The sequence below is a fragment of the Pseudomonas syringae pv. tagetis genome (assembly GCF_022557255.1).
Classification (GTDB): Bacteria; Pseudomonadota; Gammaproteobacteria; order Pseudomonadales; family Pseudomonadaceae; genus Aquipseudomonas; species Aquipseudomonas caricapapayae.
Genome location: NZ_CP092923.1, coordinates 2,484,034 through 2,503,939, shown reverse-complemented (window position 1 = coordinate 2,503,939; position 19,906 = coordinate 2,484,034). Strand labels below are relative to the sequence as shown.

At 57.3% G+C, this 19,906-nt stretch carries 32 protein-coding genes; 12 read left to right on the top strand and 20 right to left on the bottom strand.

Translation table 11 applies throughout. From position 1 onward, the window contains the following. Positions 1-2 precede the first annotated feature (2 nt). The 17 genes from MME58_RS11275 to MME58_RS11195 form a co-directional block, all read right to left on the bottom strand. The gene (locus MME58_RS11275) at positions 3-1,688 is read right to left on the bottom strand and encodes a terminase large subunit (RefSeq protein WP_003418885.1); all 1,686 of its coding nucleotides are present in this window, start codon (positions 1,686-1,688) and stop codon (positions 3-5) included. Next, positions 1,688-2,194, bottom strand: a complete 507-nt coding sequence (locus MME58_RS11270; protein ID WP_055005126.1) for a hypothetical protein — start codon at positions 2,192-2,194, stop codon at positions 1,688-1,690. Before MME58_RS11270 ends, MME58_RS11275 begins: the two co-directional genes overlap by 1 nt. 139 nt (positions 2,195-2,333) lie before the next feature. Further along, entirely contained in the window at positions 2,334-2,672 is a 339-nt protein-coding gene (locus MME58_RS11265; RefSeq protein WP_020339935.1) for an HNH endonuclease signature motif containing protein, read from the bottom strand. 3 nt (positions 2,673-2,675) lie between these two features. Next, positions 2,676-2,861, bottom strand: coding sequence for a hypothetical protein (locus tag MME58_RS11260; protein WP_146099916.1), 186 nt, complete (start codon positions 2,859-2,861; stop codon positions 2,676-2,678). Next, positions 2,794-3,213 carry a hypothetical protein gene (locus MME58_RS11255; RefSeq protein ID WP_055005125.1) on the bottom strand — a complete coding sequence of 140 codons (420 nt, stop codon included), beginning with the start codon at positions 3,211-3,213 and terminating at the stop codon, positions 2,794-2,796. Before MME58_RS11255 ends, MME58_RS11260 begins: the two co-directional genes overlap by 68 nt. Further along, positions 3,210-3,533 (bottom strand): phage holin, lambda family, encoded by a 324-nt coding sequence (locus MME58_RS11250; protein ID WP_082427135.1) that lies wholly within the window; start codon positions 3,531-3,533, stop codon positions 3,210-3,212. The genes MME58_RS11255 and MME58_RS11250 overlap by 4 nt, the downstream gene beginning before the upstream one ends. A gap of 144 nt (positions 3,534-3,677) precedes the next feature. Further along, positions 3,678-4,418 (bottom strand): hypothetical protein, encoded by a 741-nt coding sequence (locus MME58_RS11245; protein ID WP_055005123.1) that lies wholly within the window; start codon positions 4,416-4,418, stop codon positions 3,678-3,680. A 109-nt stretch (positions 4,419-4,527) separates the two neighbouring features. Then, complete coding sequence (locus tag MME58_RS11240; RefSeq protein ID WP_055005122.1) at positions 4,528-5,091, bottom strand: hypothetical protein; 564 nt, start codon at positions 5,089-5,091, stop codon at positions 4,528-4,530. A 3-nt stretch (positions 5,092-5,094) separates the two neighbouring features. Beyond that, positions 5,095-5,415 (bottom strand): hypothetical protein, encoded by a 321-nt coding sequence (locus MME58_RS11235; protein WP_055005121.1) that lies wholly within the window; start codon positions 5,413-5,415, stop codon positions 5,095-5,097. Continuing rightward, entirely contained in the window at positions 5,412-5,663 is a 252-nt protein-coding gene (locus MME58_RS11230) for a hypothetical protein (protein WP_055005120.1), read from the bottom strand. Before MME58_RS11230 ends, MME58_RS11235 begins: the two co-directional genes overlap by 4 nt. Before the next feature lie 16 nt (positions 5,664-5,679). Then, entirely contained in the window at positions 5,680-6,960 is a 1,281-nt protein-coding gene (locus MME58_RS11225) for a tyrosine-type recombinase/integrase (RefSeq protein WP_055005119.1), read from the bottom strand. Further along, entirely contained in the window at positions 6,957-7,388 is a 432-nt protein-coding gene (locus tag MME58_RS11220) for a VRR-NUC domain-containing protein (RefSeq protein WP_024645822.1), read from the bottom strand. Before MME58_RS11220 ends, MME58_RS11225 begins: the two co-directional genes overlap by 4 nt. Further along, on the bottom strand, positions 7,385-7,681 hold the full coding sequence (locus MME58_RS11215) for a DUF1364 domain-containing protein (RefSeq protein WP_055005118.1): 297 nt from the start codon (positions 7,679-7,681) through the stop codon (positions 7,385-7,387). The genes MME58_RS11220 and MME58_RS11215 overlap by 4 nt, the downstream gene beginning before the upstream one ends. Then, positions 7,678-7,872, bottom strand: a complete 195-nt coding sequence (locus tag MME58_RS11210; RefSeq protein WP_055005117.1) for a hypothetical protein — start codon at positions 7,870-7,872, stop codon at positions 7,678-7,680. Before MME58_RS11210 ends, MME58_RS11215 begins: the two co-directional genes overlap by 4 nt. A 1-nt stretch (position 7,873) precedes the next feature. Next, the gene (locus MME58_RS11205; RefSeq protein ID WP_055005116.1) at positions 7,874-8,668 is read right to left on the bottom strand and encodes an ATP-binding protein; all 795 of its coding nucleotides are present in this window, start codon (positions 8,666-8,668) and stop codon (positions 7,874-7,876) included. Further along, entirely contained in the window at positions 8,658-9,455 is a 798-nt protein-coding gene (locus tag MME58_RS11200; protein WP_055005115.1) for a hypothetical protein, read from the bottom strand. The genes MME58_RS11205 and MME58_RS11200 overlap by 11 nt, the downstream gene beginning before the upstream one ends. Positions 9,456-9,690: 235 nt before the next feature. Further along, positions 9,691-9,903, bottom strand: coding sequence for a Cro/CI family transcriptional regulator (locus MME58_RS11195; protein WP_055005114.1), 213 nt, complete (start codon positions 9,901-9,903; stop codon positions 9,691-9,693). 105 nt (positions 9,904-10,008) lie between these two features. Between MME58_RS11195 and MME58_RS11190 the strand changes: the two genes are divergently transcribed. After that, positions 10,009-10,881, top strand: a complete 873-nt coding sequence (locus tag MME58_RS11190; RefSeq protein WP_010439580.1) for a S24 family peptidase — start codon at positions 10,009-10,011, stop codon at positions 10,879-10,881. A 164-nt stretch (positions 10,882-11,045) separates the two neighbouring features. After that, positions 11,046-11,570 (top strand): hypothetical protein, encoded by a 525-nt coding sequence (locus MME58_RS11185; protein WP_055005113.1) that lies wholly within the window; start codon positions 11,046-11,048, stop codon positions 11,568-11,570. Positions 11,571-11,618: 48 nt separating this feature from the next. On the opposite strand, the gene MME58_RS11180 is transcribed toward MME58_RS11185, so the two are convergent. Further along, a complete protein-coding gene (locus tag MME58_RS11180; RefSeq protein ID WP_055005112.1) occupies positions 11,619-11,921 on the bottom strand; it encodes a DUF1654 domain-containing protein in 303 nt (100 codons plus the stop codon). Between the two features lie 338 nt (positions 11,922-12,259). On the opposite strand from MME58_RS11180, the gene MME58_RS11175 reads away from it, so the two are divergent. From MME58_RS11175 to MME58_RS11160, 4 genes are all read left to right on the top strand, one after another. Further along, positions 12,260-12,661, top strand: a complete 402-nt coding sequence (locus MME58_RS11175) for a helix-turn-helix domain-containing protein (protein WP_003364229.1) — start codon at positions 12,260-12,262, stop codon at positions 12,659-12,661. Between the two features lie 27 nt (positions 12,662-12,688). Beyond that, positions 12,689-12,994: a hypothetical protein gene (locus MME58_RS11170; protein WP_055005111.1), complete on the top strand. Its 306-nt coding sequence runs from the start codon at positions 12,689-12,691 to the stop codon at positions 12,992-12,994. A 290-nt stretch (positions 12,995-13,284) separates the two neighbouring features. Then, the gene (locus MME58_RS11165; RefSeq protein WP_055005110.1) at positions 13,285-13,623 is read left to right on the top strand and encodes a hypothetical protein; all 339 of its coding nucleotides are present in this window, start codon (positions 13,285-13,287) and stop codon (positions 13,621-13,623) included. Next, positions 13,623-14,210, top strand: a complete 588-nt coding sequence (locus tag MME58_RS11160; protein WP_055005109.1) for a hypothetical protein — start codon at positions 13,623-13,625, stop codon at positions 14,208-14,210. Before MME58_RS11165 ends, MME58_RS11160 begins: the two co-directional genes overlap by 1 nt. A gap of 33 nt (positions 14,211-14,243) precedes the next feature. Here MME58_RS11160 and MME58_RS11155 read toward each other — a convergent pair whose 3' ends face one another. Beyond that, positions 14,244-14,756: a hypothetical protein gene (locus MME58_RS11155; protein WP_055005142.1), complete on the bottom strand. Its 513-nt coding sequence runs from the start codon at positions 14,754-14,756 to the stop codon at positions 14,244-14,246. A 104-nt stretch (positions 14,757-14,860) separates the two neighbouring features. On the opposite strand from MME58_RS11155, the gene MME58_RS11150 reads away from it, so the two are divergent. From MME58_RS11150 to MME58_RS11135, 4 genes are read left to right on the top strand one after another with little or no spacing between them, the layout of a single operon-like run. Beyond that, positions 14,861-15,958, top strand: a complete 1,098-nt coding sequence (locus MME58_RS11150) for a DNA-methyltransferase (protein WP_055007248.1) — start codon at positions 14,861-14,863, stop codon at positions 15,956-15,958. A gap of 54 nt (positions 15,959-16,012) precedes the next feature. After that, entirely contained in the window at positions 16,013-16,870 is an 858-nt protein-coding gene (locus tag MME58_RS11145; RefSeq protein WP_055007246.1) for a phosphoadenosine phosphosulfate reductase domain-containing protein, read from the top strand. A gap of 41 nt (positions 16,871-16,911) precedes the next feature. Beyond that, on the top strand, positions 16,912-17,439 hold the full coding sequence (locus MME58_RS11140; protein ID WP_055007247.1) for a hypothetical protein: 528 nt from the start codon (positions 16,912-16,914) through the stop codon (positions 17,437-17,439). Then, positions 17,436-17,978, top strand: coding sequence for a hypothetical protein (locus MME58_RS11135; RefSeq protein WP_025168061.1), 543 nt, complete (start codon positions 17,436-17,438; stop codon positions 17,976-17,978). Before MME58_RS11140 ends, MME58_RS11135 begins: the two co-directional genes overlap by 4 nt. A gap of 276 nt (positions 17,979-18,254) precedes the next feature. Here the strand turns inward: MME58_RS11135 and MME58_RS11130 are convergent, their stop codons facing one another. After that, on the bottom strand, positions 18,255-18,467 hold the full coding sequence (locus tag MME58_RS11130; RefSeq protein WP_024421391.1) for a hypothetical protein: 213 nt from the start codon (positions 18,465-18,467) through the stop codon (positions 18,255-18,257). 113 nt (positions 18,468-18,580) lie between these two features. On the opposite strand from MME58_RS11130, the gene MME58_RS11125 reads away from it, so the two are divergent. Further along, on the top strand, positions 18,581-18,793 hold the full coding sequence (locus MME58_RS11125; RefSeq protein WP_055006741.1) for a hypothetical protein: 213 nt from the start codon (positions 18,581-18,583) through the stop codon (positions 18,791-18,793). Beyond that, positions 18,793-19,905 carry a tyrosine-type recombinase/integrase gene (locus MME58_RS11120; protein ID WP_055006740.1) on the top strand — a complete coding sequence of 371 codons (1,113 nt, stop codon included), beginning with the start codon at positions 18,793-18,795 and terminating at the stop codon, positions 19,903-19,905. The genes MME58_RS11125 and MME58_RS11120 overlap by 1 nt, the downstream gene beginning before the upstream one ends. Position 19,906 lies beyond the last annotated feature (1 nt).

Genomic DNA, 19,906 nt, shown 5'->3' with positions numbered 1-19,906 from the left:
AGTCAGCCTACAAGTCCGAAGAAACCATTATTCAAGTAGTCATCCATCCCGCCTTTGCTTTCAGGGTTGAGTGACATAAGGGATACCGCGTTGAAGGTGGCCATCAGCGGGTCAATCTTGGCCGAGCCCGAAGCCTGCTTGGTGATGAGGATCGAGTTGCCACGCGGCTCGACCCTGGCATTACCGCAGCACCAGGCCATCATGGGTTGGCCGCCGTGGATCAGCCCGCCCTCAGCCAGCTTGCGCTCGGTAGTCTTGATCGCGCCGCCCAGCTTCCAGCCCTGAGAGATACCGATGATCTTGTCCTGCGGTACGCCAGCGGCGACCAGCGCATCAAGCACACCACCAATGCCAGCCGGGTCAACGCCGACCTGATCCAGCAACCCGGCCTTCTCGACGCGGGCAGCCAGGTCCGCGACTTCCTCGAGGTCATCGCCAATGACTTGAACCATGGTTAGATGGCACTCTTTGGCGAAGTCATGAAGCCGTGGCGCCTCGCCCTTACGGCGCTCAAGCACCGACGGGTGAGCCCAGGCATGCGTCCACAAAAGCCACTGGCGCGTGTGCTTGTCACGCCCAATTGCCGCAAACCCAAGCAGGTCGTCCAGACCGCCGCCGTCGATGCCGATATCGATCACTTCGCAGCGCTCGATCAGATCGTCCAGCGTCAGGCCGGGGAGCTTGGCCTGCACTTCCCAAAACTCAGCACCGGCCCATCGATCAGAGCGCAGCGCCAAACCGATCTCGACGTTCAAGTGTTTGGCGAGAAAACCACGGAACGACTCTTCGCCGTCGATCTGCGCCTGGGTGAAGCCGCGTTCAATGAACGGCTCGTCTACCGACAGCCCCAGATTCGGGTTGGTGATGTACGCGTGTTTAACGTCGCGGTGGTCGCCCGCGTCGATCATGTGTTTCGGGAACTCGTAAAGCACCGGCAAGAACGACTTGTCGACTATGAGGCCGTCGCGCACCTGGCGTGCGTACAACAGCTTCTGCCGGAATACACCGGCTGGCGGTGCGTCGGACTGGGTCGTCGCCCAAATAATGAAACCCTCGGGCCTTGAGGCCAGTCCACCAGTAGCCTCGCGCAGCATCGCCTCGGCATTGGCTCGCTTGCCGAACACCCACAGTTCGTCGATGAATACGCCAATGGCTTTCTTACCCGATACCGTCTCGCTGTCGGCTGCCACCACCTTGAGGGTCGCGCCGGTCTGCATGTGCGTAACGGTGCGCAAGTGATCCTGCACTTTGAGCAAGGCCGATAGCTCTTCGTCGGCCTTCACCATGTCCCGTATAGGGATGTAGGAGTTGTCGGCAATCTCCTTGGTCGGCGCCAGGATGATGAACTCGCCAGAGGTGCGCCAGTTCAGTACCAGAGCAGTCAGCATAATGCCGGCGGCGATGGTCGATTTGCCGTTCTTCTTGCTGATCAGCAGCATGAATTCGCTGATCATCCGACGACCGCTGTACGGGTCGTATGCGCCGAATATCGCGGCGACGAATTCATTCACCCAAGGCCGGACTGTCTCGCACATCAAAGGGCTGCCGGTAGCATCCACCATGCGCAGGTCGCCGAAGACATTCAGAGCCTCAGCTGCTTGATCCGGGAACAGAGGTTCGAACGGAATCAGGCTTTGGCGAGCGACGATGCGCTGCTCCCAGTCTGTGCAGGACGTCGACCACTCCATTATTTCACCACCGACAGCGGGCCTTTACGTACACCGAACTTGCCTTGGGCGGCGCCTGCGGCTTTGTCTTTGGCCGTCTCCTTTTTACCGCTCTCCCCTTTGCGCGGATGAATGAACGGCATCAGCGCCTTCGCTGCGTCTACCCGCAGCTTTGCCTCCGCCGCAAAGTCATTCATCGTTGCCAGCAGGAAGTCTTTCGGGTCTGAAAAGCGCAAAGCCTTCGATAGATCGAAAGCCACGTCGGGCTGTTCTTCAGCCTGGCCATGCTCGCCGACAGGTGCCGCGGGTGACGCCGCTGCTGGGGAGCTGCCTTTAACAAATTTGTTAACTTTTTTGTTAACTGCCGAGCCTGTTAAAGCCTCCATCACGAACGGGTCTTTCGCCAGCCTCGCACCCGCCTGCGCAGCGCTGGAAGCCGCGTACCCTGCGGCTACGGCTGCATCTTTATTGGACGCACCTCCCCTGACCGCATCGACAAATGCGCGTTTTTTAGGGGTGAGGGCCATTAACAAAAAATCCTGAGCGGGAAAAAATCTGTACGTGCGGTCGAGGGCGGTCTAGTGATCGAAAAAACCCATATTTTTGACCCCCCCCTCCAAAACGCCTGATTTCGCACCAAAACCGTGCAAATCACGCCAAATCCGGTCAAAACGACCGAGTTTTCGCTTCTTCGCGCTGTTTCACGCTGTCGTGGCAGGTCTTGCAGAGGGATTGCCAGTTGGATCGTGCCCAGAACAGGGTTTGATCACCGTTGTGGGCGATGATGTGGTCGACTACCGACGCAGCTACGACTAGCCCAGCCCGGTCGCAGTAGACGCACAGCGGGTTGGCGCCCAGATGGACCAAGCGCGCTTTCTGCCATGCGTAGTTGTAACCTCGCTGGTTCGCAGTGGTCTTACCCGCTCGCCATGTAGCTGGCGGCGCAGTGCTTACCCGATCGCCTTGCGTAGCTACGCGGTTGCCTAGCGTCTTGAGTCGTGCCATGGGCTACTTGCTCTGGCTGCGCTTGATCTGCGCGTCAACCTGATCGGCGCATGTGTCCAGCAGATTGACGGCTCGGTCCTTCAAGGCCCATAGGTCACCGTTCAGTGCCAGGTCTTCGTCGCTATCGCTGACCCGTTCGCACGGCACCATTACCGGGGCTTCCAGGCTTACCGCTGATGTCTTTACCATCACTGGTCGCGGGCTTGCCGCGCAGGCCGTCAGGCAAAGGCTGATCAGCCCACTTACGAACAGCCGGGCTCTTACGCTTGAGGTCTTCAAAGTCTTTCCTCGCTTGTCGGGCCTTGTCTTCGCTGGCCTTTAGGCGCTGCTGCAGATCGGCCGTGTAGTTGGCATTACGCTTAGCCTCGGCCTGGAGCGTGGTGATTGTCTTCTGGCTTTCGGTATTGGCGTCCGTCGCATCCTTGGCGGTCTTCGTTTGCAGCGTCACCTGCCCTTCCAAAGCGATGACGCGGTACTGCTGGATACCCACCAGCAGCAGGCCCACCAAACTGATGATGATTGCAGCGGCGATAGCCTTCATACGGAATCCACCTTGCGGCCAATGAATCGGGTCACCAGCTCGCGAATGGCTGTTACGCCGAGAAAGCCGATGGTGCCACCGGCAGCGACTGACAGGCTGGGCGGCCAAGCCATCCATTCAATCAGGCTTGATGCCACCAGGCTCAACGCACCGCAGATCAAGGCTTCAAAGAAAATCCGGCGCTTACTGGTTTCTTTCGCGTCGTAGAGGACTCGCAGTAGAGAGACGATGATGGCCATGATCGCGCCCTGCCATAGTGGATTCGATAAGGCCATCCAGAGCTTGGCCCAGGTGTCTGGCTTGTCGGGCATAGTGCGCATCCGGTCTTGCCCTTTCGGGGTCTATAAACGAAAAAAGGCCCGCCAATGTGGCGTGCCTTTATAGTGTAGTAAGAAGGTCTAACTAATTTGCCGCGCTGAAATTCTTTTAACTATTCGAAAAACTATGCCATAGCATCGCAGTTACTACCTTGAGCCTGTAACTAATTTTTTCTTAATGTCAGGCCCGAGCGTTTTCAATACAAGCTCGCCGGCGTTCTCTAGCTTAATCACCTTGAAATCGCTGCCAAACGTTGCTCCATGCCTTGGCATCAGAAGGACATTCTCGCCATAGAAACCAATTATCACCCCTTCCTTAGACTCCCAAAATTCCTTCTGAGACTCTGCATCTCTAGCACCGGCAGCGGCGAAGATCCATGCGAACACGCATAACGGAATCGCACAAAAGAATGAACTGCGAAGCCGCCTAGCCGAAGAAAACACAGGATTCTCGGGTTCAGGCTCAATCTCATCTTCCAAATTACCAACGTCAGGAGCGCTGTAATTGATCAACAATCCGGGAATGATGCATAAGAACATTGCCGCACCAAACCCCCATTTCCAGGCGTCAGACGCAGAATAGATAGAGAGCATGCAGAGCGTCATTCCCAGCCCGGCAGATATTCGAACGAACCGCATCTTGCCTTTAACAGTAAAGGCAATTACAAACATACCAATAGTTGGCAGCATCATCACGGCGACCGGAAACAATTTTGAAAGCATTTGATAAATGCCAAATGACCCAAAGCTTATGAAATCTCTAGGTGCATCGAAATAATCAAGACGACCCAGTTCAAAAAGCGCAAGGCACAAATAACAAATAGGCCCAACTAGAGCAACCGCAGCTATCAAGGTGCCCGCTATTTCTAGTTTTGATTTATTTTGCATAGGAACCTCGAAAACTAAAAAGCCCAGTCGCTTGACCGGGCTTCACATCGTTCCTAGCACTCATGAAAGTGGCAGGATGGAGTTAATTTATGACCATTCCGCCACTACGTCAAGCGGCATCTATAAATATCTGTTCCCGGTCGAAAATCTCGGTTGCACGAATCACTGCTGCCTCTTCCAGCAACTCCAAACGCTTGGCAATGCCTGTCCTCCAACGACGGCGGGTTGACTCAGGCTTGCCCTCGGTGTCCCAGGTGTTCATGTCGTAGAACTGAGCTGGCAGAACGATCATATCGGTTGAGCGTTTGCCGGTCTGGATACCGCGCAGTTTGGGTATGGCCCATGCCGTAAGCGCCTTATAGATGAACAGCTGCGGCGCTGGCGACGTGGTGCGACTGACCAGGCGACCAATCGCCGCGACCTTATTCGCCTTGTGCGTGGAGTACTTCGCGACCAGCACGTCCCACTGTCCGGACTCCAACTCGCGATGCAGCAGCGCATACAGGCAGCAGTCGTAATCGAACTTGTCCCGCACCGAGATAGAACTGCCATTGCCGCCCAGGCGCAGATCGGCGTCGATAAGGTTCTGCCAGGACTGTTTCGTACTGTTGTCGATGTTGTCGGAAGCCAGTACTCGTACCAGGGTTCCCATCACGTCTTTATAGATGCCCATTGATCAGTCCCCTGTGTAATTCGATCCACCGGCACCGCGCCGGTTGTTCTGTTGGTAAATGGCGGCAGGCCCAGTCATCTGGGCCGGCCGCTTCAATTGTTCGATCTGCCGGTCAGCAGCCTGCAGGCGCATGCTCAGCTGCGTGACCAGCACGTCCAGCGGCAGCGCATCCCCTGTATCGGCGGCGACCCAGCCCGAGGCGTTGCACTGCTCGCAGGCCATTTCGTGAAAAACACCCTTGATCACAGCGCGGCCTCGGCAGGCCGGGCACTGGGCCAGGTCAAGTTGAGCGGCTCGGAACGCAGGGCCGTGACTCTTCTTCATCCTTCACCAACCAGCCAGTCAGCAGCGAGGTCGATATTGAACGTGACGTTGTCGCTGTCGATATCGAAACGGTGACCGCCATCCATTACGACCGTCAGCCGCGTGAAGTCGTCGAAGTTTTGCCTCATCACCATGAAGACTTTTGAGCGGTCGAACTCGCGACGGAAGGCCGACGGCGACGGCATTCCTGCATCGGTTTTCTGAAGCGCATAGGCAAAAGCCAAGGCGCTGTCGTGCGAAATCATCATTTTTAAACCTCGCCTTTTATGGATTCGTGATCGCGCTGGAAGCCGCGCCAGTATTGGCCTCGACGGCATTCTGCGAATTTTCGTTTCTAGTGAGGGTCGAGCGGTGAATGCGGCTAAAGCCTTTCCCGTCTAACCATTCGTGCCACTTGTTCAGCGCGTCACGCTTGAGCAGCTCAGCCGAGGTGTGGATATAGGTCTGCACGTTGCGGGTCAGTGTGTGGTTCACCAGCATCTCGCCGATCAGAAAGTCGACGCCCAGATCAGTCCAGCCGGTCCGGGCCACTTTGCGCAGGTCGTGGCTCGTCCACTCACCCTTGCCCAGGCGCGCGAATACGGCACATGCCTGGCTGTCGCTGATCGGCCCACGGTTGCGAGCCGGGAACATGTAGGCACCCTTGTAGCCCTTCGACGACTGCCAGTCCCGATACCTCTCCAGCAGCGCGCAGGCTTGATGGGTCAGCGGTAGTCGATGCTCACAGCGCGTTTTGGTGTTCTCGGCAGGAATGAACCACTCGCCCTGCTCACCCAGCGTCAGATGCGACCAGCGGGCCTGCCTTGTCTCGCCAGCACGCGTGCCGTGGCACAGCATCATCAGCGCCAGCATGCAGTCCTGCGGGTGCTGGTCGAACCCTGCAGCAAGGTCACAAAGCACCTCTTCCAGCTGAACGGCACGCAGCCGCGATGGTTTCGGCAGGATGCGGGCCTTGGTGAAGTCGGTGAACTTGAAACCGGCGACTGGGTTCTGGGCGATCAGACGCAGCTTTTCGGCCTGTCGGAACGCGACTACCAGCACGCCCCACATCAACCGGACGTAGGAGAGCGACATTTCGGCCTGCATGGGCCACATGACCAGCTTGTCCAAGGTGGACCGGTCCACGTCGGCAATGAGCAGTTCGGACAGACGCGGCTTGAGGTGGCAGGTGATGATCGATGTGTTGGTGGCGCGGCGCTTTGCCGAAAGACTGCGCTCGGTGGACTGGCGGACCATAAACCACTCCAGTAACTGGCCAACGGTCTGCAGCGTGCCGGCGGCGGCGGAAGCCTTCGGGTCAGTCGCAAGGCGCTCCCGTATCTTCGGCAGAGCGTTGATCAGCCCTTTCACCGGCAGCTCTGGGAAACCGGCGATCTTCTCCCACTTCTTGCCCACCACCAGGTGCCAGGTGCCGCGCTCGCGATTCTGGTGAAAGCGAAAATACACGCCCGGGTAACGAGCATCGCGCAGGTCGCGCACGTCTGAATTCGCTGCCTGCCGGCGGATTTCCGCATCTGAGAACGAAGTAAGCAGGGTCTGGCTCATGCGGCTACCGTGGTCTGAGGAAGTCGGAGGTATGCGCGGATCTGCTCCATCGCGTCGAAGTGACCGCGGCAGATGATCGCCAGATAGCCTTGCTCGCCGAGTTGGCGTATCCACTCGTACTGGCTGCCCGAGACAGCGGCATCGTGCGGCGGAGTGGCCTTGAATTCGATGTACAGGCCGAAGTACCCGCCGCGTGCCATCGGCAGCACCAGATCGGGAACACCGGCGCGCACACCCTGCTCTTTCAGCTTGATCGCAACCAGCTTGTGCCGGTGGCCACCGTTGGGAACGTGATAGATCAGCGCCGCCACCAAGGGCATACGCAGCTTGAGCTCGCGCAGCAGCGCGGCCTGCTCCAAGCCCTCCCGGTCGACCGACTTGGCGCGGGTGCGCTTGGGTTTGAACAACGTCATTTCGGCGGGCTTCATGGCGACACCTTCCCTTCACGAATCAGCGCGTCCTGGGTACGCATGACCCCCTCGGCGTGGAACAGGCGGACCTCGTCACGGCTCAGCACCGCCGGAGCTCGCAGGCGGCCATCGGCGATGTCGTGGCAGTACGCACACGCCCAAGCGGCCTGCAGGTCGTTTGGCTTGAAGCCCATGCCGCAAGTGCCAGCCAGCCGGTAATGGGCCAGCACCGTGGTCGAGGATTCGCTCGAGCAGCCTGGGTAACGGATCTGGCATTCGCGATCGCGCGCTGCCTTGGTGAGTTTGCTCATTGCGAGCCCTCGAGTTGCATGGTGAGAATTTCGATGGTTAATGCAGCGCGATGAATCCAGAGAGCCCAGGCGTGCTGGGTACCTTGATCGGCATAAAACCCGCCTGGGAGCTTGTCTAGCCGCATACTCATGGCGGCAGCAGCCCTCTCGAACATCAGGTTTTCTTGTGCAAAATCAAGTTGCATGCCCATGTCAGAAATCCTCCTTGCCGCGATGCGATTCCCACTCAAACGGGAGCACAATCACCCCGCCTTCACGCAGCCGGTCAACGCAGCGCTCGCCCATCGCCGCCGGCAGTGCTTTTCCGTCGAGGTTGGAAATAATCACGGTCGGGCGCATCTGCTCGTAACGGCCATTGATGATCGCGAACAACGTGGTCAGCTCGAAATCACTCGGTGCCTCTTTGCTCACGCCGATTTCATCGAGAACCAGTAAGGACGGCATGACGAGAGCCGCAATGATCTGCCCTTCGGTACGCTCGCTGCCCTGGCGATAGGTCGACCTGATGTCATGCAGGATCGTGCCGAGGGTTCGGTAGACGGCCGTGGCGTCAGTCTTGCGCATCAGCTCGTTGGCAATGGCAGTGCCCAGGTGGGTCTTGCCGGTGCCAGGCTTGCCGAGCATCAGCAGGCAACGACCCGTTTCGGATATCTCCGGAAACTTGTCCACGTACTTTCGACACACCCGTAGCGCCTCTTTCTGGCCGGCGGTATCGGCGATGTAACCGGTAAGGGTCTTCGTCGCGAACCGCTTCGGAATCAGCGCTGCGCCGAACTTGAGGGATAACTCGTATCGCTCATTGATCCTTGCACGCTCCGCGTCCTCATCCTTCGCGATACGCATGCATTCCGGGCAGCCGGTTTTGAATACCCTGCCGAAAATAACGTTTACGGTCTGAGGGAATTGCCCATGGTCATCGCAGATGCCGGTCGTCTGTTGCGGCGGTGGCGTGGCGCGGGGCATGGAAACGACGTTCTCAGATCGCATAGCTGCCATCCTCCCGAGTGATCAGTCCTGCGGTGTAATCGCGATCAGCAAAACCGTGGTGCCGGGAGTTGGGGAACTGATGCACGTTGGTTGCAGGCTGCACCTCATCCTCCCAGCGCTTGCCGTTGAGCCAAGTGGCTGGGTGCGGAACAAACTGTCCGCCGTCCTTGGTCCACGCCGGGGAAACACACTGTCTGGCCAAACCCTCAACGATCAGCGTGAACAGGTCGTCATTGACCTTGAGTTTCCGCCAAACCTTCTCGGCTGCCGCCTTCCCCTTCTTGTTCGGGTAAAGCTTCCAGAACTTTGGGAACAGATCGCCCGTCGTCGGCGACGATGCCGAAGGCGTCGGTATGTTGAGGGGATCAGGAATCAGAGAATCAGGAATCAGAGAATCAGCCGGAGCGCTACCGATAATGGCAGTAGCAGTACCGCCAAAATCGGTACTGATACAACCTTCTGATGCAGAAGGGATAACTGACTCCGGTTCATTACGATGCGGGTTCTGATGTTTGTCGAAATTCTCGACTTGGATATAGCGCTTGCCGGATACCGTATAGCGGACAATAAAGCCCTCGGCCGCCAGCCAGGCCAGCATGCCATCGACATCAAGGCCGTCACGGTACGGAAAGAGCTCGCCTTTGATCCGAAGAGGACGATCCTCAAGGCGGCCAGCTTTATCAGCGAGCAGCCACAGACCTTCGAACAGCAAGGTCAGCATGGGATCAGCCACGCCAAGCACTTCGTTCTTGAACAGCGCTGGTTTGATGTTGCGTGCGCGGGCCATATCACAGCCCTCCATGCGTGGGGGTTGAGAAATGACGCGTCAGATTTCGCGTTAACGACGAAGCTGACAACCCTTCGCAGGTATTGCTCGTCGCTGAATTGGTGGGCATAATTGACCTCGTTATGTTGTGAAGAAGCCGGTCTAGCCACCGGCTTTTTTTTGCCTGAAATTTGATACTGGATGAATCAACAGCCCATCCGCTGTACTACCTGCCCTTCCCGCCTGAGCGGATAATTCACGTCACGCCGCTGGCATGTGCAGCTGACGTATGAGAGGGAAATGGCCGCTGTTCCTGAGCTCGAAAGCTGCCGTCAGGCATCTCAAGAACGCGGATATCGCGCTTCGCAGTCAAAGCTTTGTGAATGGCCGGGGCAGTAACCCGAAGAAGCCTGGCGGCTTCGGACTGCCCTTTGTCAGCCACGAACTTGTCGAGGGAAGTCTCAATCATGGGTCGCGCCTCTGTTATAGATGAGGCTGATGTTAACCATCTGTTAATTTTTAATCAATACCGATGGTTTCTTCTTATTTTTAACCGTTGGTATACATTCGCGCGATGACGAAGAAACGCATCCTCCCGCCCGAGCTGCTCGCCGAGTGCGCAGACGCACACGACTTGTTCCTCTCGAAAAAAAACGAGCTGAAGCTGAGTCAGAAAAAAATCGCTGACGAGGCCGGCATGACTCCGGCTGCCGTGAACCTGTATTTCAAGGGCATCAATCCCCTGAATACGAGATTCGCAGCAGTGCTTTCGCGGATGCTTCAAGAGCCCGTAGAAAGTTTCAGCCCGCGGTTGGCAAAAGAAATTGCGTCGCTGACCAGCGCAGGGAAGCCTGCCGCCTCCCAGTCATCCGTCGATATCGTCCAGCAGATGATTGCCAAGCACGGAAAAAATCTGCCCGCTGACGCGCGCCAAAAGATTGCTGACGCGGTTGAGGAGGTAGCTGCCAGCGTCGCCGGAGCAAACGTAAAGGGAGCGGAGTATTCCCGGCCAGGCGTGGTTGGTGATGAGGTGTGGATTGCCCACTACGATGTCCGAGCAGCCATGGGCGGGGGGCAAATACCGAACGAATACCCTGAAATGCTTCAAGACATCAGGGTAAGCCCCAAGCATCTTCGCGAGATGGGCGTCACGTTCAAAGAGCACTTCCACCTCAAAATGATAACTGGCTGGGGCCAATCGATGGCGCCCACTATCAAAGATCGCGACCCTCTGCTGGTCGATGTCACGGTTCGGGAATTTACAGGTGACGGGATCTATCTGTTCTCATACGACGAAATGTTGTACGTGAAACGTCTACAGAAGAAAGGCAAGGATCGCTTCAAGATGATTTCAGACAACAAACATCATGACCCAGAGGACATTTGGGTCGACGACACTCACATTCTGGCCCGAGTGCTTTACGTGTGGAACGGTCAGGCGGTCTGATTTTCGGGGCGCCGCCCATCTAAAATATGACGCAGAACGATGGAGCGTGAGCTGGTTGCCAAGTGCAATAAAGGTAATATCAGCTTTCAATTACGGAGGGATGAGCAGTGCGAGGATGTGGACTTTTAATACTGGCTTGCGGAGTCGTAGGCATCATTCTAGCCATGAACATGGATGTGTCCGTGGTATCGGGTTTTGGACGGGTGAACAATATAGGGCTCATGTCCGAGCGTCAGAACTATACGATCATCGCTGGATTTATTGCTCTCGGCGGCCTGCTTATCGCACTCATGAGCAAAAAATCGCCAATCCAAAACGGCGCCCACGGCCCGGACGATCAATATCGCAACTGTCCTTTTTGCGCTGAGACGATCAAAAAGGCGGCAGTCAAATGCAAGCACTGCGGATCTGACGTCGAGCCACTAGAGGCCTCCAGTTCTGGATCGCCTGCGCCGATGGATGCGACAGGTGGATGGACAGTACGTTATGACTGCGGCAGCAATAGCGAAATGGATGCTGTCAGAAACAGGATCGCCGACATGCCGGGCGTGGTGTTGCCAGATGACGGTATGACCGTCGTTACTGGATTTTTCGTAGAAAAAGAAGATGCGAAAGAGTTCAGGAATCGCTACAGCATGAAAAACGGCGCAAACGGTGAATTGCACTTCCAATTTGCCAAGAGCGTTTAGCGCCACCAGTGACTGAGCCCGCCACCAGCGCGGGCTTTTTATTGAGCATCAGAAAGGTGCAGCCTGCTCTTCCCTCTCATCAATCATCTCGCCAGGTCGATCATCTATGGGTGTGGCCTCCCACCTCACGGTGACCGCTCCATCATCCTCGAAAGTCAAATCGAGCTCGTCCGTAGCGGACAGTACGCCCATCACCTCTTCCCACTCCCTGTCTCCGTCCGTATCCAGGCGATGAATCGTCACCCATCGCTGAATTTGAGCGACTGGATGGTTGATCATTTCCGAAACACGTAGGCCCAAACGCTCTACCCCGGACATCTCAATACGCCTTGCTGGTTTAACGCTTCCCATCTCCCCTCCACAATAAACTGTATATACATCCAGTAACGACAAAATCATAACGCACACCCAGCAAAAATAAATTAACCATCGGTATTGACCTATAAATATACCGATGGTTAACTGTGTCTATCGAAACGAGCAGGCGCCTCAGCAGGCCCTCTCAGATCGACCACAAGACTGGTGAAGCCGCCAGATAGCACGGGATCAGCGAAGTGATCTCCCAGCCCCGGATAACGGGACCGACTGGACGAAGCTCTTTACAGAGAACGGAATCACCTGTTGGACAGCATCACTGAAGCACCTGGCTTGCCGGGTGCTTTGGGATGACAACCACCGAGTAAAACGTAATGGATACCACCATCGTATGTGGGGCATGGAGAGGCCACCTCGGCCGTGGTCTTGCGCCGCGAGAGTTGCAGTTTTTGTTGTCAGCCGCCCAGGGCTGCACAGCCAAGGAAATCGCCCGCACGTTTGGCATCGCGCCGGGCACGGTCGTTAAGCGGCTGTCGGTCGCAATGTTCAAGCTCGGCGTGAATCGCCAAACAGCGATGATCGCCGAGGCCATGCGCCGACAGATCATTTCCCCGCTCTGCCTGTTGTTCATGTCGGTGATCGTTCTGCACGCGGTGCTGGGCGACGAATCGATGAGGCGCGAGCGCAGAGCCCCCGAGTCACGCCGGGGCGGGTATGAACAGAAGATTAGCCGTAAGGGCTCGGACAAGCTGAGGCCAGTGGCAGCGATCTGCTGAGCATCAATCCAACCATCAGGAGCAAACATGAACAAAGAACAGGTTTACGACGATCAGATCAGCCCTCTGATTAAGCAGATCGTCGACATTGCCAGGCAGAACGGTATTGCGATGGTCGCGAGCTTCAGCATTGCCCACGACGGCGAGGGTCCCAATGGCGAGGACTGCTCCACGCTGACCTGTACAACTCATCTGCCAGATGGCGATGACGTATTTGACCCTCGCTACAAGCGGTGCGCTCAAGCAATTCAACAGGGCCACCATCAGATGGTGGCGATGTCGATCACCAGCACTGCACCAGATGGCTCCAAGACCCTGACAGCGATTATCTGAAAAACAGCACCAGCGTCAGCCTGACGAAAACTGCCCGAACCCTGTCATAGCGCCAGGCTGCATCGGAGGTAGCAATCCCGCTAGGCGGTTCGATTCCGTAAGCCGAAAGGCGATCACCGGTATGGCCTGGATTGCTACCCCCGATGCGGAAGAGTTCAAACCGTTAAATCGGCCCCCTGCATCACCCCCCCCCAAATCAAACGACCGCATCGGCAGGTGCCAGGCCAGTCTCACGGCAGGGTTTGGTCACCCGCGCCTGGCATCTGGCCAATGCGGTCAAGGAGCCTCATATGCATCAGACAATCAGCCAGCGTCGTGCAATCCTCGAAGGCCTGCGCCAGCGCTGCAACCTTTCAACGGCCGAGTTTTACGACAAGGTCGGCCGCAAGAACCCGGCAGCTCTGCCGCGCTTCACGGTCGTGCCGAACGGCAATAACGAGTTCGGCATCGTCGAGCGTTCGACCGGCAATGTACGTGGCGTGCATCGAGGCCACTGCGCGGCGTGCAAAATCGCTGAGCAACTGGAAGCCCAGCCTGTACGTCAGCGGTCGTTCGCCACTCACACGCTGCGCTGGACTGCTGCCATCGCTACCGGCCTGGCGCTGTTCGCGCTGTACGGTGCCAGCTGATGATCAGTCCAGAGCTGAGCACGATTCAGCGCAACAAAGAGCGGTCCGCCGTCCTCGAAGCTGAGGTGGCTGCATTCCTCAAGCGCGGCGGCGTGATCGAAACAAAAAAAGGCTTTCCGTCGAAGCCCAAGCCAAAGCAGTACGGGCGGATGACTCCTGCGCCCGTTCGCCCGCCTGCACCTAAGCACCGAACCAAGGAAGCTCTCCGCGCAGCGGCGCCGAAAGACGCGATTGAAGACAGGTGCCACGCCCGCGCCGAGCAGGTGGAAGTCGTCCGCAAGCTTGCCGAGACGATGACGATCACCGATGTCATGCGCGAAACCGGCCTGAGCATCTACAGGCTTCGGAAAATGGCCCGTGTGCATGGCTTCGAATACAAAGCGTTCAGCCCGGCTTCCAACCTCATTCCGTATCGACACGATCCGGTAGCTGATGCGTTGAACGTGGTCCGGATCAAAGCGGCCCGCGACGGCGGTATATCGCGGAAGGCAGCCGTCGTTGAGCTCGGACTGAGTAACACGATGATCAATCGGCTGATTCGTGAATTCAACATCGACTACCCACTGAGAGTAAGAAACACACTCTGAACATATCGTTACCGCCTAGGGCAGCGAGAATTTTTACCAACGCGACTCGGGATTATCATACATAACTAAAACAGCCTCAAAACTCCTAAGCAAATGCCTTCTTATGTACAAACGATTTACACCATAGTATATGGCTATATCATCTGCATATTCGCACCCCATTTCTTTACCGTTTATGACAAAATGTTTAGGACCTACACCAGCGGCTACGCAAAATGTAAATTTCCCTGCGTCAATTTTATGTTCGCCGCTAGTGACATGGCATGCCGCGTTACGACATGCCCTAACTAAATCCGTCACATCTGTAACTGAGTCAGTAACTTCAACATCTTCAACAAACGAGATACGCCTTTTGTCTATATTTGCTTTTTGAAGCAAATCATTTAAATGAATCAAAAGATGGGTCACTGCCGATTCAAAAAGGACGCCGGCTTTGTTGCCGTCGTTGAATACACCGCTATTAAATATTTCCCTGCATCTAGATATGGAAGCCTGAATGTCGGCCGCCCTCATCCAAGCAGAAAAGTTCTGTGTTTCAGCTGCCATGAACATTCACCCCGTTCGGCCCTATGCCGGTCATCATCTATAGCTCACCCCCAACCAATTTGCCACCACCGGACACGGAGGGCGGCGCATGCCTGGAACTCGATATGAGCCAGCTCCACCAGATACTGGTAGGCGACTGCATCGACATGATGCGCACGCTGCCAGATGAAAGCGTGCATACGTGCGTGACCAGCCCGCCCTACTACGGTCTGCGTGACTATGGCGTAGAAGGCCGGATCGGCCTCGAGGAAACACCTGCCGAGTTCATCGCACGCCTGGTCGACGTGTTCCGCGAAGTTCGCCGGGTGCTCCGCGCTGAAGGCACGATTTGGGTGAACATGGGCGATAGCTACGCATCAGTCGCCGGCGGCTACGCTGAAGGCGGTTCTGCCGGCAAACACGACGTGGTGTCGGTAGCAACTCGCGGCGCCGTGCGTAGAGGTCATCGGCGCACTCCGCCGGACGGATTTAAGGCAAAGGACCTGATGGGCATGCCTTGGCGCCTGGCATTCGCCCTGCAGGACGACGGCTGGTATCTACGGCAGGACATCATCTGGAACAAACCGAACCCGATGCCTGAGAGCGTGCGGGACCGGTGCACCAAGTCGCATGAATACATCTTCCTGCTGAGCAAATCGAAGAAATACTACTTCGACCAAGCCGCCATCCTTGAGCCGTGCTCACCAAACACTCACGCCCGGCTATCGCAGGATGTTCAGGCGCAGATAGGCAGCGAGCGCGCCAACGGCGGAGCCAAGAGCAACGGCAACATGAAGGCCACCGTGCGCAAGTCGAACGGTGTCGGCTGGGGACACGGTACAGACTCCGACCAGCGCCAGCGCGGTAGGGTCAAAGACAACGAGTCAATGAACTCAGCCTTGGCGATCATGCCGACAGAGCGGAACAAACGCAGCGTTTGGACTGTGGCGACACACAGCTTCAAGGGCGCCCACTTCGCCACCTTCCCGCCCGACCTGATCAGGCCCTGCATCTTGGCCGGTGCGCCGCGCGGTGGTGTGGTGCTGGACCCATTCGGCGGTGCCGGTACTACGTCGCTGGTTTCAATGCAGGAAGGTCGGCGGTCGATCATCTGCGAGCTGAACCCCGAGTATGCCGCACTGGCACGCGCCCGGATCGACGCCGCATGGCTGGATGGCGCTGCACAGATGGACGTATTTCGCGACTCGGTACCGGCCGCTTAAACCGGAACCCCCTTCTCACTTCAACAACTCACGCCACCCCGGCGAGGAATCCCCATGTCCCCCTACAAAATGTCCGGGACGACGGTTGTCAGCTTTTCCGGTGGCCGGACCAGTGCCTACATGCTGCGCCAGGTGCTGGACGCCAACGATGATCTGGACGATCTGATCGTCACGTTCGCCAACACCGGCAAGGAAAACCCCGCCACCCTCGACTTTGTGAACCAATGCGCGCGGCGCTGGCAGGTGCCCATTGTCTGGCTGGAGTACCGCGATGATGATCGAGGCTTCGCCATCGTCACCTACGAAACCGCCAGCCGCGACGGCGAGCCGTTCGAAGCGCTGATCCGCAAGCGAAGCTATCTACCCAACCCGGTCACACGGTTCTGCACCATTGACCTCAAAATCAGGGTGATCCACAAATATCTGCGGATGGTTGGATGCTCCACAGAGGAAACCCCGGTCGACATGATGACCGGCATCCGAGCTGATGAACCGCGGCGGGTAGCCAAGATACGGCATCGCAAGACCACATCAGAGAGCAAGCACGCAACGATGGTGATGCCGCTGGCAGATGCCGGAGTCGGCGTGCAGCAGATCGGAGAATTCTGGAAGGCGCAGCCGTTTGATCTGGAGCTACCAACGATCAATGGCCGCACTCTGGAAGGCAACTGCGACCTGTGCTTTCTCAAGGGTGCAAAGCAGGTCTACTCGATCATCGCCAGCGACCGGAGCAAGGCCGACTGGTGGGCTCGGATGGAACGCACCGCCACCCAGAGCAGCACCGCCACAACTGACGGCGCGCTGTTCCGTTTCGACCGACCGAGCTACCAGCAGATGCTCGACTACTCGGACACCCAGTTCGATATGTTCGCCGACCACGACGAAGCCATAGCCTGCTTCTGCGGCGACTGAATCCTACTTCAACACTCACGCCAGCCCGGCGAGGTACCACCATGCTCAATCTCTTTTGGCGAATGTTCGCCAAGCTACTCGCGCGCCCGGCAATCGCTGGCTGGCTCATCACCCGCGCCAAGCGCACCCCATACCTACACATACAGTCAGCTGATGGCCAAGAGGTATACATGGGCCGCTGGTGGCTGTTCAACGCCTACGACCGGGAAACCCACCTCGGGCGCATCCGCTGGTGCCCTTGGTCGATCCGCGTACACCACATCATGCGGCCCGACGCCGACCGGGACTTGCATGACCATCCGTGGGATGCGCGCACGGTCATCCTGCGCGGCTTCTACAAGGAGCAGCGCCGTCACTTCTGGTTGGCTGGCGGGCATAGCGATCTCGAATACTGGCGGCGACCTGGCTCAACGGCCCAGCTCAAGCACGGCGAATACCACCGCATCGACGAAGTGTCGCCCGGCGGCGTGTACACGCTCTTCATCACCAGCCGCTGGAAAGGCGACTGGGGCTTTCTGGTCAACGGCGTGAAGGTCGCTTGGCGTGAATACACAGGGGAAAGATCATGAGCAGGCAATACAAGATGGTTCCGGCCGAGCCGACCGAGGAAATGATTGCGGCAGTAGAAGGCGACTCCTACACATTTGCAACTGGTGATGAAGAATGGATTGGCTGCCTCAGCTCCGACATGGCCGAAGAAATATATTCGAACATGCTCGCCGCAGCACCTCAACCGCCAGTCGAGCCAGTCGTATGGGGGGCTCCTAAAACAGTAGGCCAGCTGATACGACAGTTGCAAACTCTTGATCCTGCACTTGAGACCGTAGCGCTGTACCGCCTACCTGATGACATTCCGGGCGTAGGCGGAAAGGTAAAACAAGGCCATATCAGCACTTCCTATGAGCGAATGGAAGGGATCTGGCTCGGCCCTTACAAGGGCGATGGTCGGAAGGTTCTCGCGTTTTGGACCAAGCTCGACCCCCGGCCTGTTCCGGATGGGGAGTTTCTGATGCAGACGCCACCGCCCGACCGGGAACTCGTCACGAGAAGGTGCGAATGCCCTGTTTGCTGCCCTGACCACCCGGCGCACGCCAACCGCCCCAGATAACCCTGCCTCCCCCTCTCAATCAATTCAATGTCAGCCGCGTGTGCGGCAAGGACGAAGTCATGCCCGAAAGAATTCCTTGCTCGGAGTACGACGCAACGAACGATCGCTGCAAAAGCGGCTTCCCTGTGCTGCATTCGATATGTCGAGGCATGCCGAGCGGATGCCATGCCTGCGGCGTGCCTGGGACAATGCCGATGTGTTTGCGCGAAGACCTCCCGCCTCACTTGATGCGTGCTGACGGAATGCCGCTCGGCTGGCCCAACGATAGCCTCAACCCTACCGCACCATGAAAATCAGCTCTCCCCTGTCAGTCATCGCCATGCCGTACTTGAGCCGGCCCAGGTACTGCTCGTGCATTGAGTAGACCCGGTCATCGATGATTCTGAAAATCATCGTCGTGCCCGACCATATATTGCCATCCACCGCCCGCCTGCCGAGCCTGGCATTGCGCGGGCCGTAAACCTCATCCGCCGTTGTGGTGCATTCCATGACCTCTCCTTGGTGCCGCCCCAGCTCCTGCTGGCTGCGTGGACCATAGCAGTGAACTACAAAACCCGCCTGATAAACCCTTCCGCCGCGTAGCGCGGCCCGGAGCCAAGAAAATGAGAAAAGAACTGATCAAGATCAGTGAGTTTCAGCGTCGGCGCTGGGGCGAGAACGGCACGCCGCCGTGCCCCCAAGCGATCCGAAATTACATCCGCAACGGCCAGCTCCCAGGTGAGCAAATCGGCAAGCTCTGGTATATCGACTGGGCCGCCTACAACAAGGCAGCAGGAAATGACCTGATCGCGATGGTATTGAAAGGAGTTGCATGATGGTCCCCCGGCCGCGCAACAAATCAAACAAGGGCCTGCCCCAAAATCTGTACATGGACGACCGGCGCGGAACCTATAGATATCGCAGGCCGACTGACGGCAAGTGGTTTCAGTTTGGGACCGACCGAATCAAAGCGGTCGACGCGGCCAAGCAACTGAATCTAGCATTCATGCAGGGGGCCGATCTGGTCGAAACGGTACTGGGCGTGACCTCTGAATCGTTTGCTGGCTTCCTTGATCATTATGAAGCCACCGTACTGCCGCCGAGGGAGCTCGCGAAAGGAACGCTTCAGCTGTACGCGGTTCACTTTCGGCGATTCCGGAAAGCGTTTGAAGGCAAGGCCGTGGATCAGATCAGCATTCGCATGGTTGCCGTGATGCTCGACGAACTGACGCCGCGTACCGCCAATCAGTGCCGAGCCCTGCTCATCGACATATTCAACCACGCCGCGGCAAAAGGCTTGTGCCCTGATAACCCTGCGGCCAGCACCATCAACCGAATCGAAAAGAAACAGCGCAAGCGCCATACCGTCGAGGGGCTGAAACTGATTCGCGAGAAGTCGCCGGCCTGGCTACGGAACGCGATCGATCTGGCACTGATCACAGCCCAGCGCCGAACCGACATTTTGGACATGAAGTTTGAGGACGTGCGGGAAGGCTTTCTGTATGTCATCCAGCAGAAGACGGCCAAGGCCAGTGACGCAGCCTGGATTCGATTCCGAGTGACGCCAGAGTTGCAGGCTGTCATCAGTCGGTGCCGGGACAACGTGGCTTCGCCCTATCTCGTTCACCGGCGCCCGGAGCGCCTGAAGCAAAAGCAGGCCCAGACCAAGGACCACTGGACGAAGATCGAAGAGCGATATTTGACACGCGCGTTTAAGGCAGCGCGAGAGGATGCTGGGTGCTACGCGGATTGGAGTGACGAGGAAATGCCGGGCTTTCATGAAGTGCGGGCACTGTCACTGCACCTGTACAAGAAAGCCGGAAAGGACGGGCAAAAGATCGCCGGGCATGCAAGCGAGGATATGACGAAAAACTATCAGAAAGACCACGCCGAAATTGTCTGGTCAGAGGCAATCCCCGACCTCGATATCAGCCAGTTTTCGAATTAGT

What these genes read in the sequence shown, in the direction of transcription:
- MME58_RS11275 (WP_003418885.1), bottom strand. Translation starts at nt 1,688, where the DNA reads ATGGAGTGGTCGACGTCCTGCACAGACTGGGAGCAGCGCATCGTCGCT.
- MME58_RS11270 (WP_055005126.1), bottom strand. Translation starts at nt 2,194, where the DNA reads ATGGCCCTCACCCCTAAAAAACGCGCATTTGTCGATGCGGTCAGGGGA.
- MME58_RS11265 (WP_020339935.1), bottom strand. Translation starts at nt 2,672, where the DNA reads ATGGCACGACTCAAGACGCTAGGCAACCGCGTAGCTACGCAAGGCGAT.
- MME58_RS11260 (WP_146099916.1), bottom strand. Translation starts at nt 2,861, where the DNA reads ATGGTAAAGACATCAGCGGTAAGCCTGGAAGCCCCGGTAATGGTGCCG.
- MME58_RS11255 (WP_055005125.1), bottom strand. Translation starts at nt 3,213, where the DNA reads ATGAAGGCTATCGCCGCTGCAATCATCATCAGTTTGGTGGGCCTGCTG.
- MME58_RS11250 (WP_082427135.1), bottom strand. Translation starts at nt 3,533, where the DNA reads ATGCGCACTATGCCCGACAAGCCAGACACCTGGGCCAAGCTCTGGATG.
- MME58_RS11245 (WP_055005123.1), bottom strand. Translation starts at nt 4,418, where the DNA reads ATGCAAAATAAATCAAAACTAGAAATAGCGGGCACCTTGATAGCTGCG.
- MME58_RS11240 (WP_055005122.1), bottom strand. Translation starts at nt 5,091, where the DNA reads ATGGGCATCTATAAAGACGTGATGGGAACCCTGGTACGAGTACTGGCT.
- MME58_RS11235 (WP_055005121.1), bottom strand. Translation starts at nt 5,415, where the DNA reads ATGAAGAAGAGTCACGGCCCTGCGTTCCGAGCCGCTCAACTTGACCTG.
- MME58_RS11230 (WP_055005120.1), bottom strand. Translation starts at nt 5,663, where the DNA reads ATGATGATTTCGCACGACAGCGCCTTGGCTTTTGCCTATGCGCTTCAG.
- MME58_RS11225 (WP_055005119.1), bottom strand. Translation starts at nt 6,960, where the DNA reads ATGAGCCAGACCCTGCTTACTTCGTTCTCAGATGCGGAAATCCGCCGG.
- MME58_RS11220 (WP_024645822.1), bottom strand. Translation starts at nt 7,388, where the DNA reads ATGAAGCCCGCCGAAATGACGTTGTTCAAACCCAAGCGCACCCGCGCC.
- MME58_RS11215 (WP_055005118.1), bottom strand. Translation starts at nt 7,681, where the DNA reads ATGAGCAAACTCACCAAGGCAGCGCGCGATCGCGAATGCCAGATCCGT.
- MME58_RS11210 (WP_055005117.1), bottom strand. Translation starts at nt 7,872, where the DNA reads ATGGGCATGCAACTTGATTTTGCACAAGAAAACCTGATGTTCGAGAGG.
- MME58_RS11205 (WP_055005116.1), bottom strand. Translation starts at nt 8,668, where the DNA reads ATGCGATCTGAGAACGTCGTTTCCATGCCCCGCGCCACGCCACCGCCG.
- MME58_RS11200 (WP_055005115.1), bottom strand. Translation starts at nt 9,455, where the DNA reads ATGGCCCGCGCACGCAACATCAAACCAGCGCTGTTCAAGAACGAAGTG.
- MME58_RS11195 (WP_055005114.1), bottom strand. Translation starts at nt 9,903, where the DNA reads ATGATTGAGACTTCCCTCGACAAGTTCGTGGCTGACAAAGGGCAGTCC.
- MME58_RS11190 (WP_010439580.1), top strand. Translation starts at nt 10,009, where the DNA reads ATGACGAAGAAACGCATCCTCCCGCCCGAGCTGCTCGCCGAGTGCGCA.
- MME58_RS11185 (WP_055005113.1), top strand. Translation starts at nt 11,046, where the DNA reads ATGAACATGGATGTGTCCGTGGTATCGGGTTTTGGACGGGTGAACAAT.
- MME58_RS11180 (WP_055005112.1), bottom strand. Translation starts at nt 11,921, where the DNA reads ATGGGAAGCGTTAAACCAGCAAGGCGTATTGAGATGTCCGGGGTAGAG.
- MME58_RS11175 (WP_003364229.1), top strand. Translation starts at nt 12,260, where the DNA reads ATGGATACCACCATCGTATGTGGGGCATGGAGAGGCCACCTCGGCCGT.
- MME58_RS11170 (WP_055005111.1), top strand. Translation starts at nt 12,689, where the DNA reads ATGAACAAAGAACAGGTTTACGACGATCAGATCAGCCCTCTGATTAAG.
- MME58_RS11165 (WP_055005110.1), top strand. Translation starts at nt 13,285, where the DNA reads ATGCATCAGACAATCAGCCAGCGTCGTGCAATCCTCGAAGGCCTGCGC.
- MME58_RS11160 (WP_055005109.1), top strand. Translation starts at nt 13,623, where the DNA reads ATGATCAGTCCAGAGCTGAGCACGATTCAGCGCAACAAAGAGCGGTCC.
- MME58_RS11155 (WP_055005142.1), bottom strand. Translation starts at nt 14,756, where the DNA reads ATGGCAGCTGAAACACAGAACTTTTCTGCTTGGATGAGGGCGGCCGAC.
- MME58_RS11150 (WP_055007248.1), top strand. Translation starts at nt 14,861, where the DNA reads ATGAGCCAGCTCCACCAGATACTGGTAGGCGACTGCATCGACATGATG.
- MME58_RS11145 (WP_055007246.1), top strand. Translation starts at nt 16,013, where the DNA reads ATGTCCCCCTACAAAATGTCCGGGACGACGGTTGTCAGCTTTTCCGGT.
- MME58_RS11140 (WP_055007247.1), top strand. Translation starts at nt 16,912, where the DNA reads ATGCTCAATCTCTTTTGGCGAATGTTCGCCAAGCTACTCGCGCGCCCG.
- MME58_RS11135 (WP_025168061.1), top strand. Translation starts at nt 17,436, where the DNA reads ATGAGCAGGCAATACAAGATGGTTCCGGCCGAGCCGACCGAGGAAATG.
- MME58_RS11130 (WP_024421391.1), bottom strand. Translation starts at nt 18,467, where the DNA reads ATGGAATGCACCACAACGGCGGATGAGGTTTACGGCCCGCGCAATGCC.
- MME58_RS11125 (WP_055006741.1), top strand. Translation starts at nt 18,581, where the DNA reads ATGAGAAAAGAACTGATCAAGATCAGTGAGTTTCAGCGTCGGCGCTGG.
- MME58_RS11120 (WP_055006740.1), top strand. Translation starts at nt 18,793, where the DNA reads ATGGTCCCCCGGCCGCGCAACAAATCAAACAAGGGCCTGCCCCAAAAT.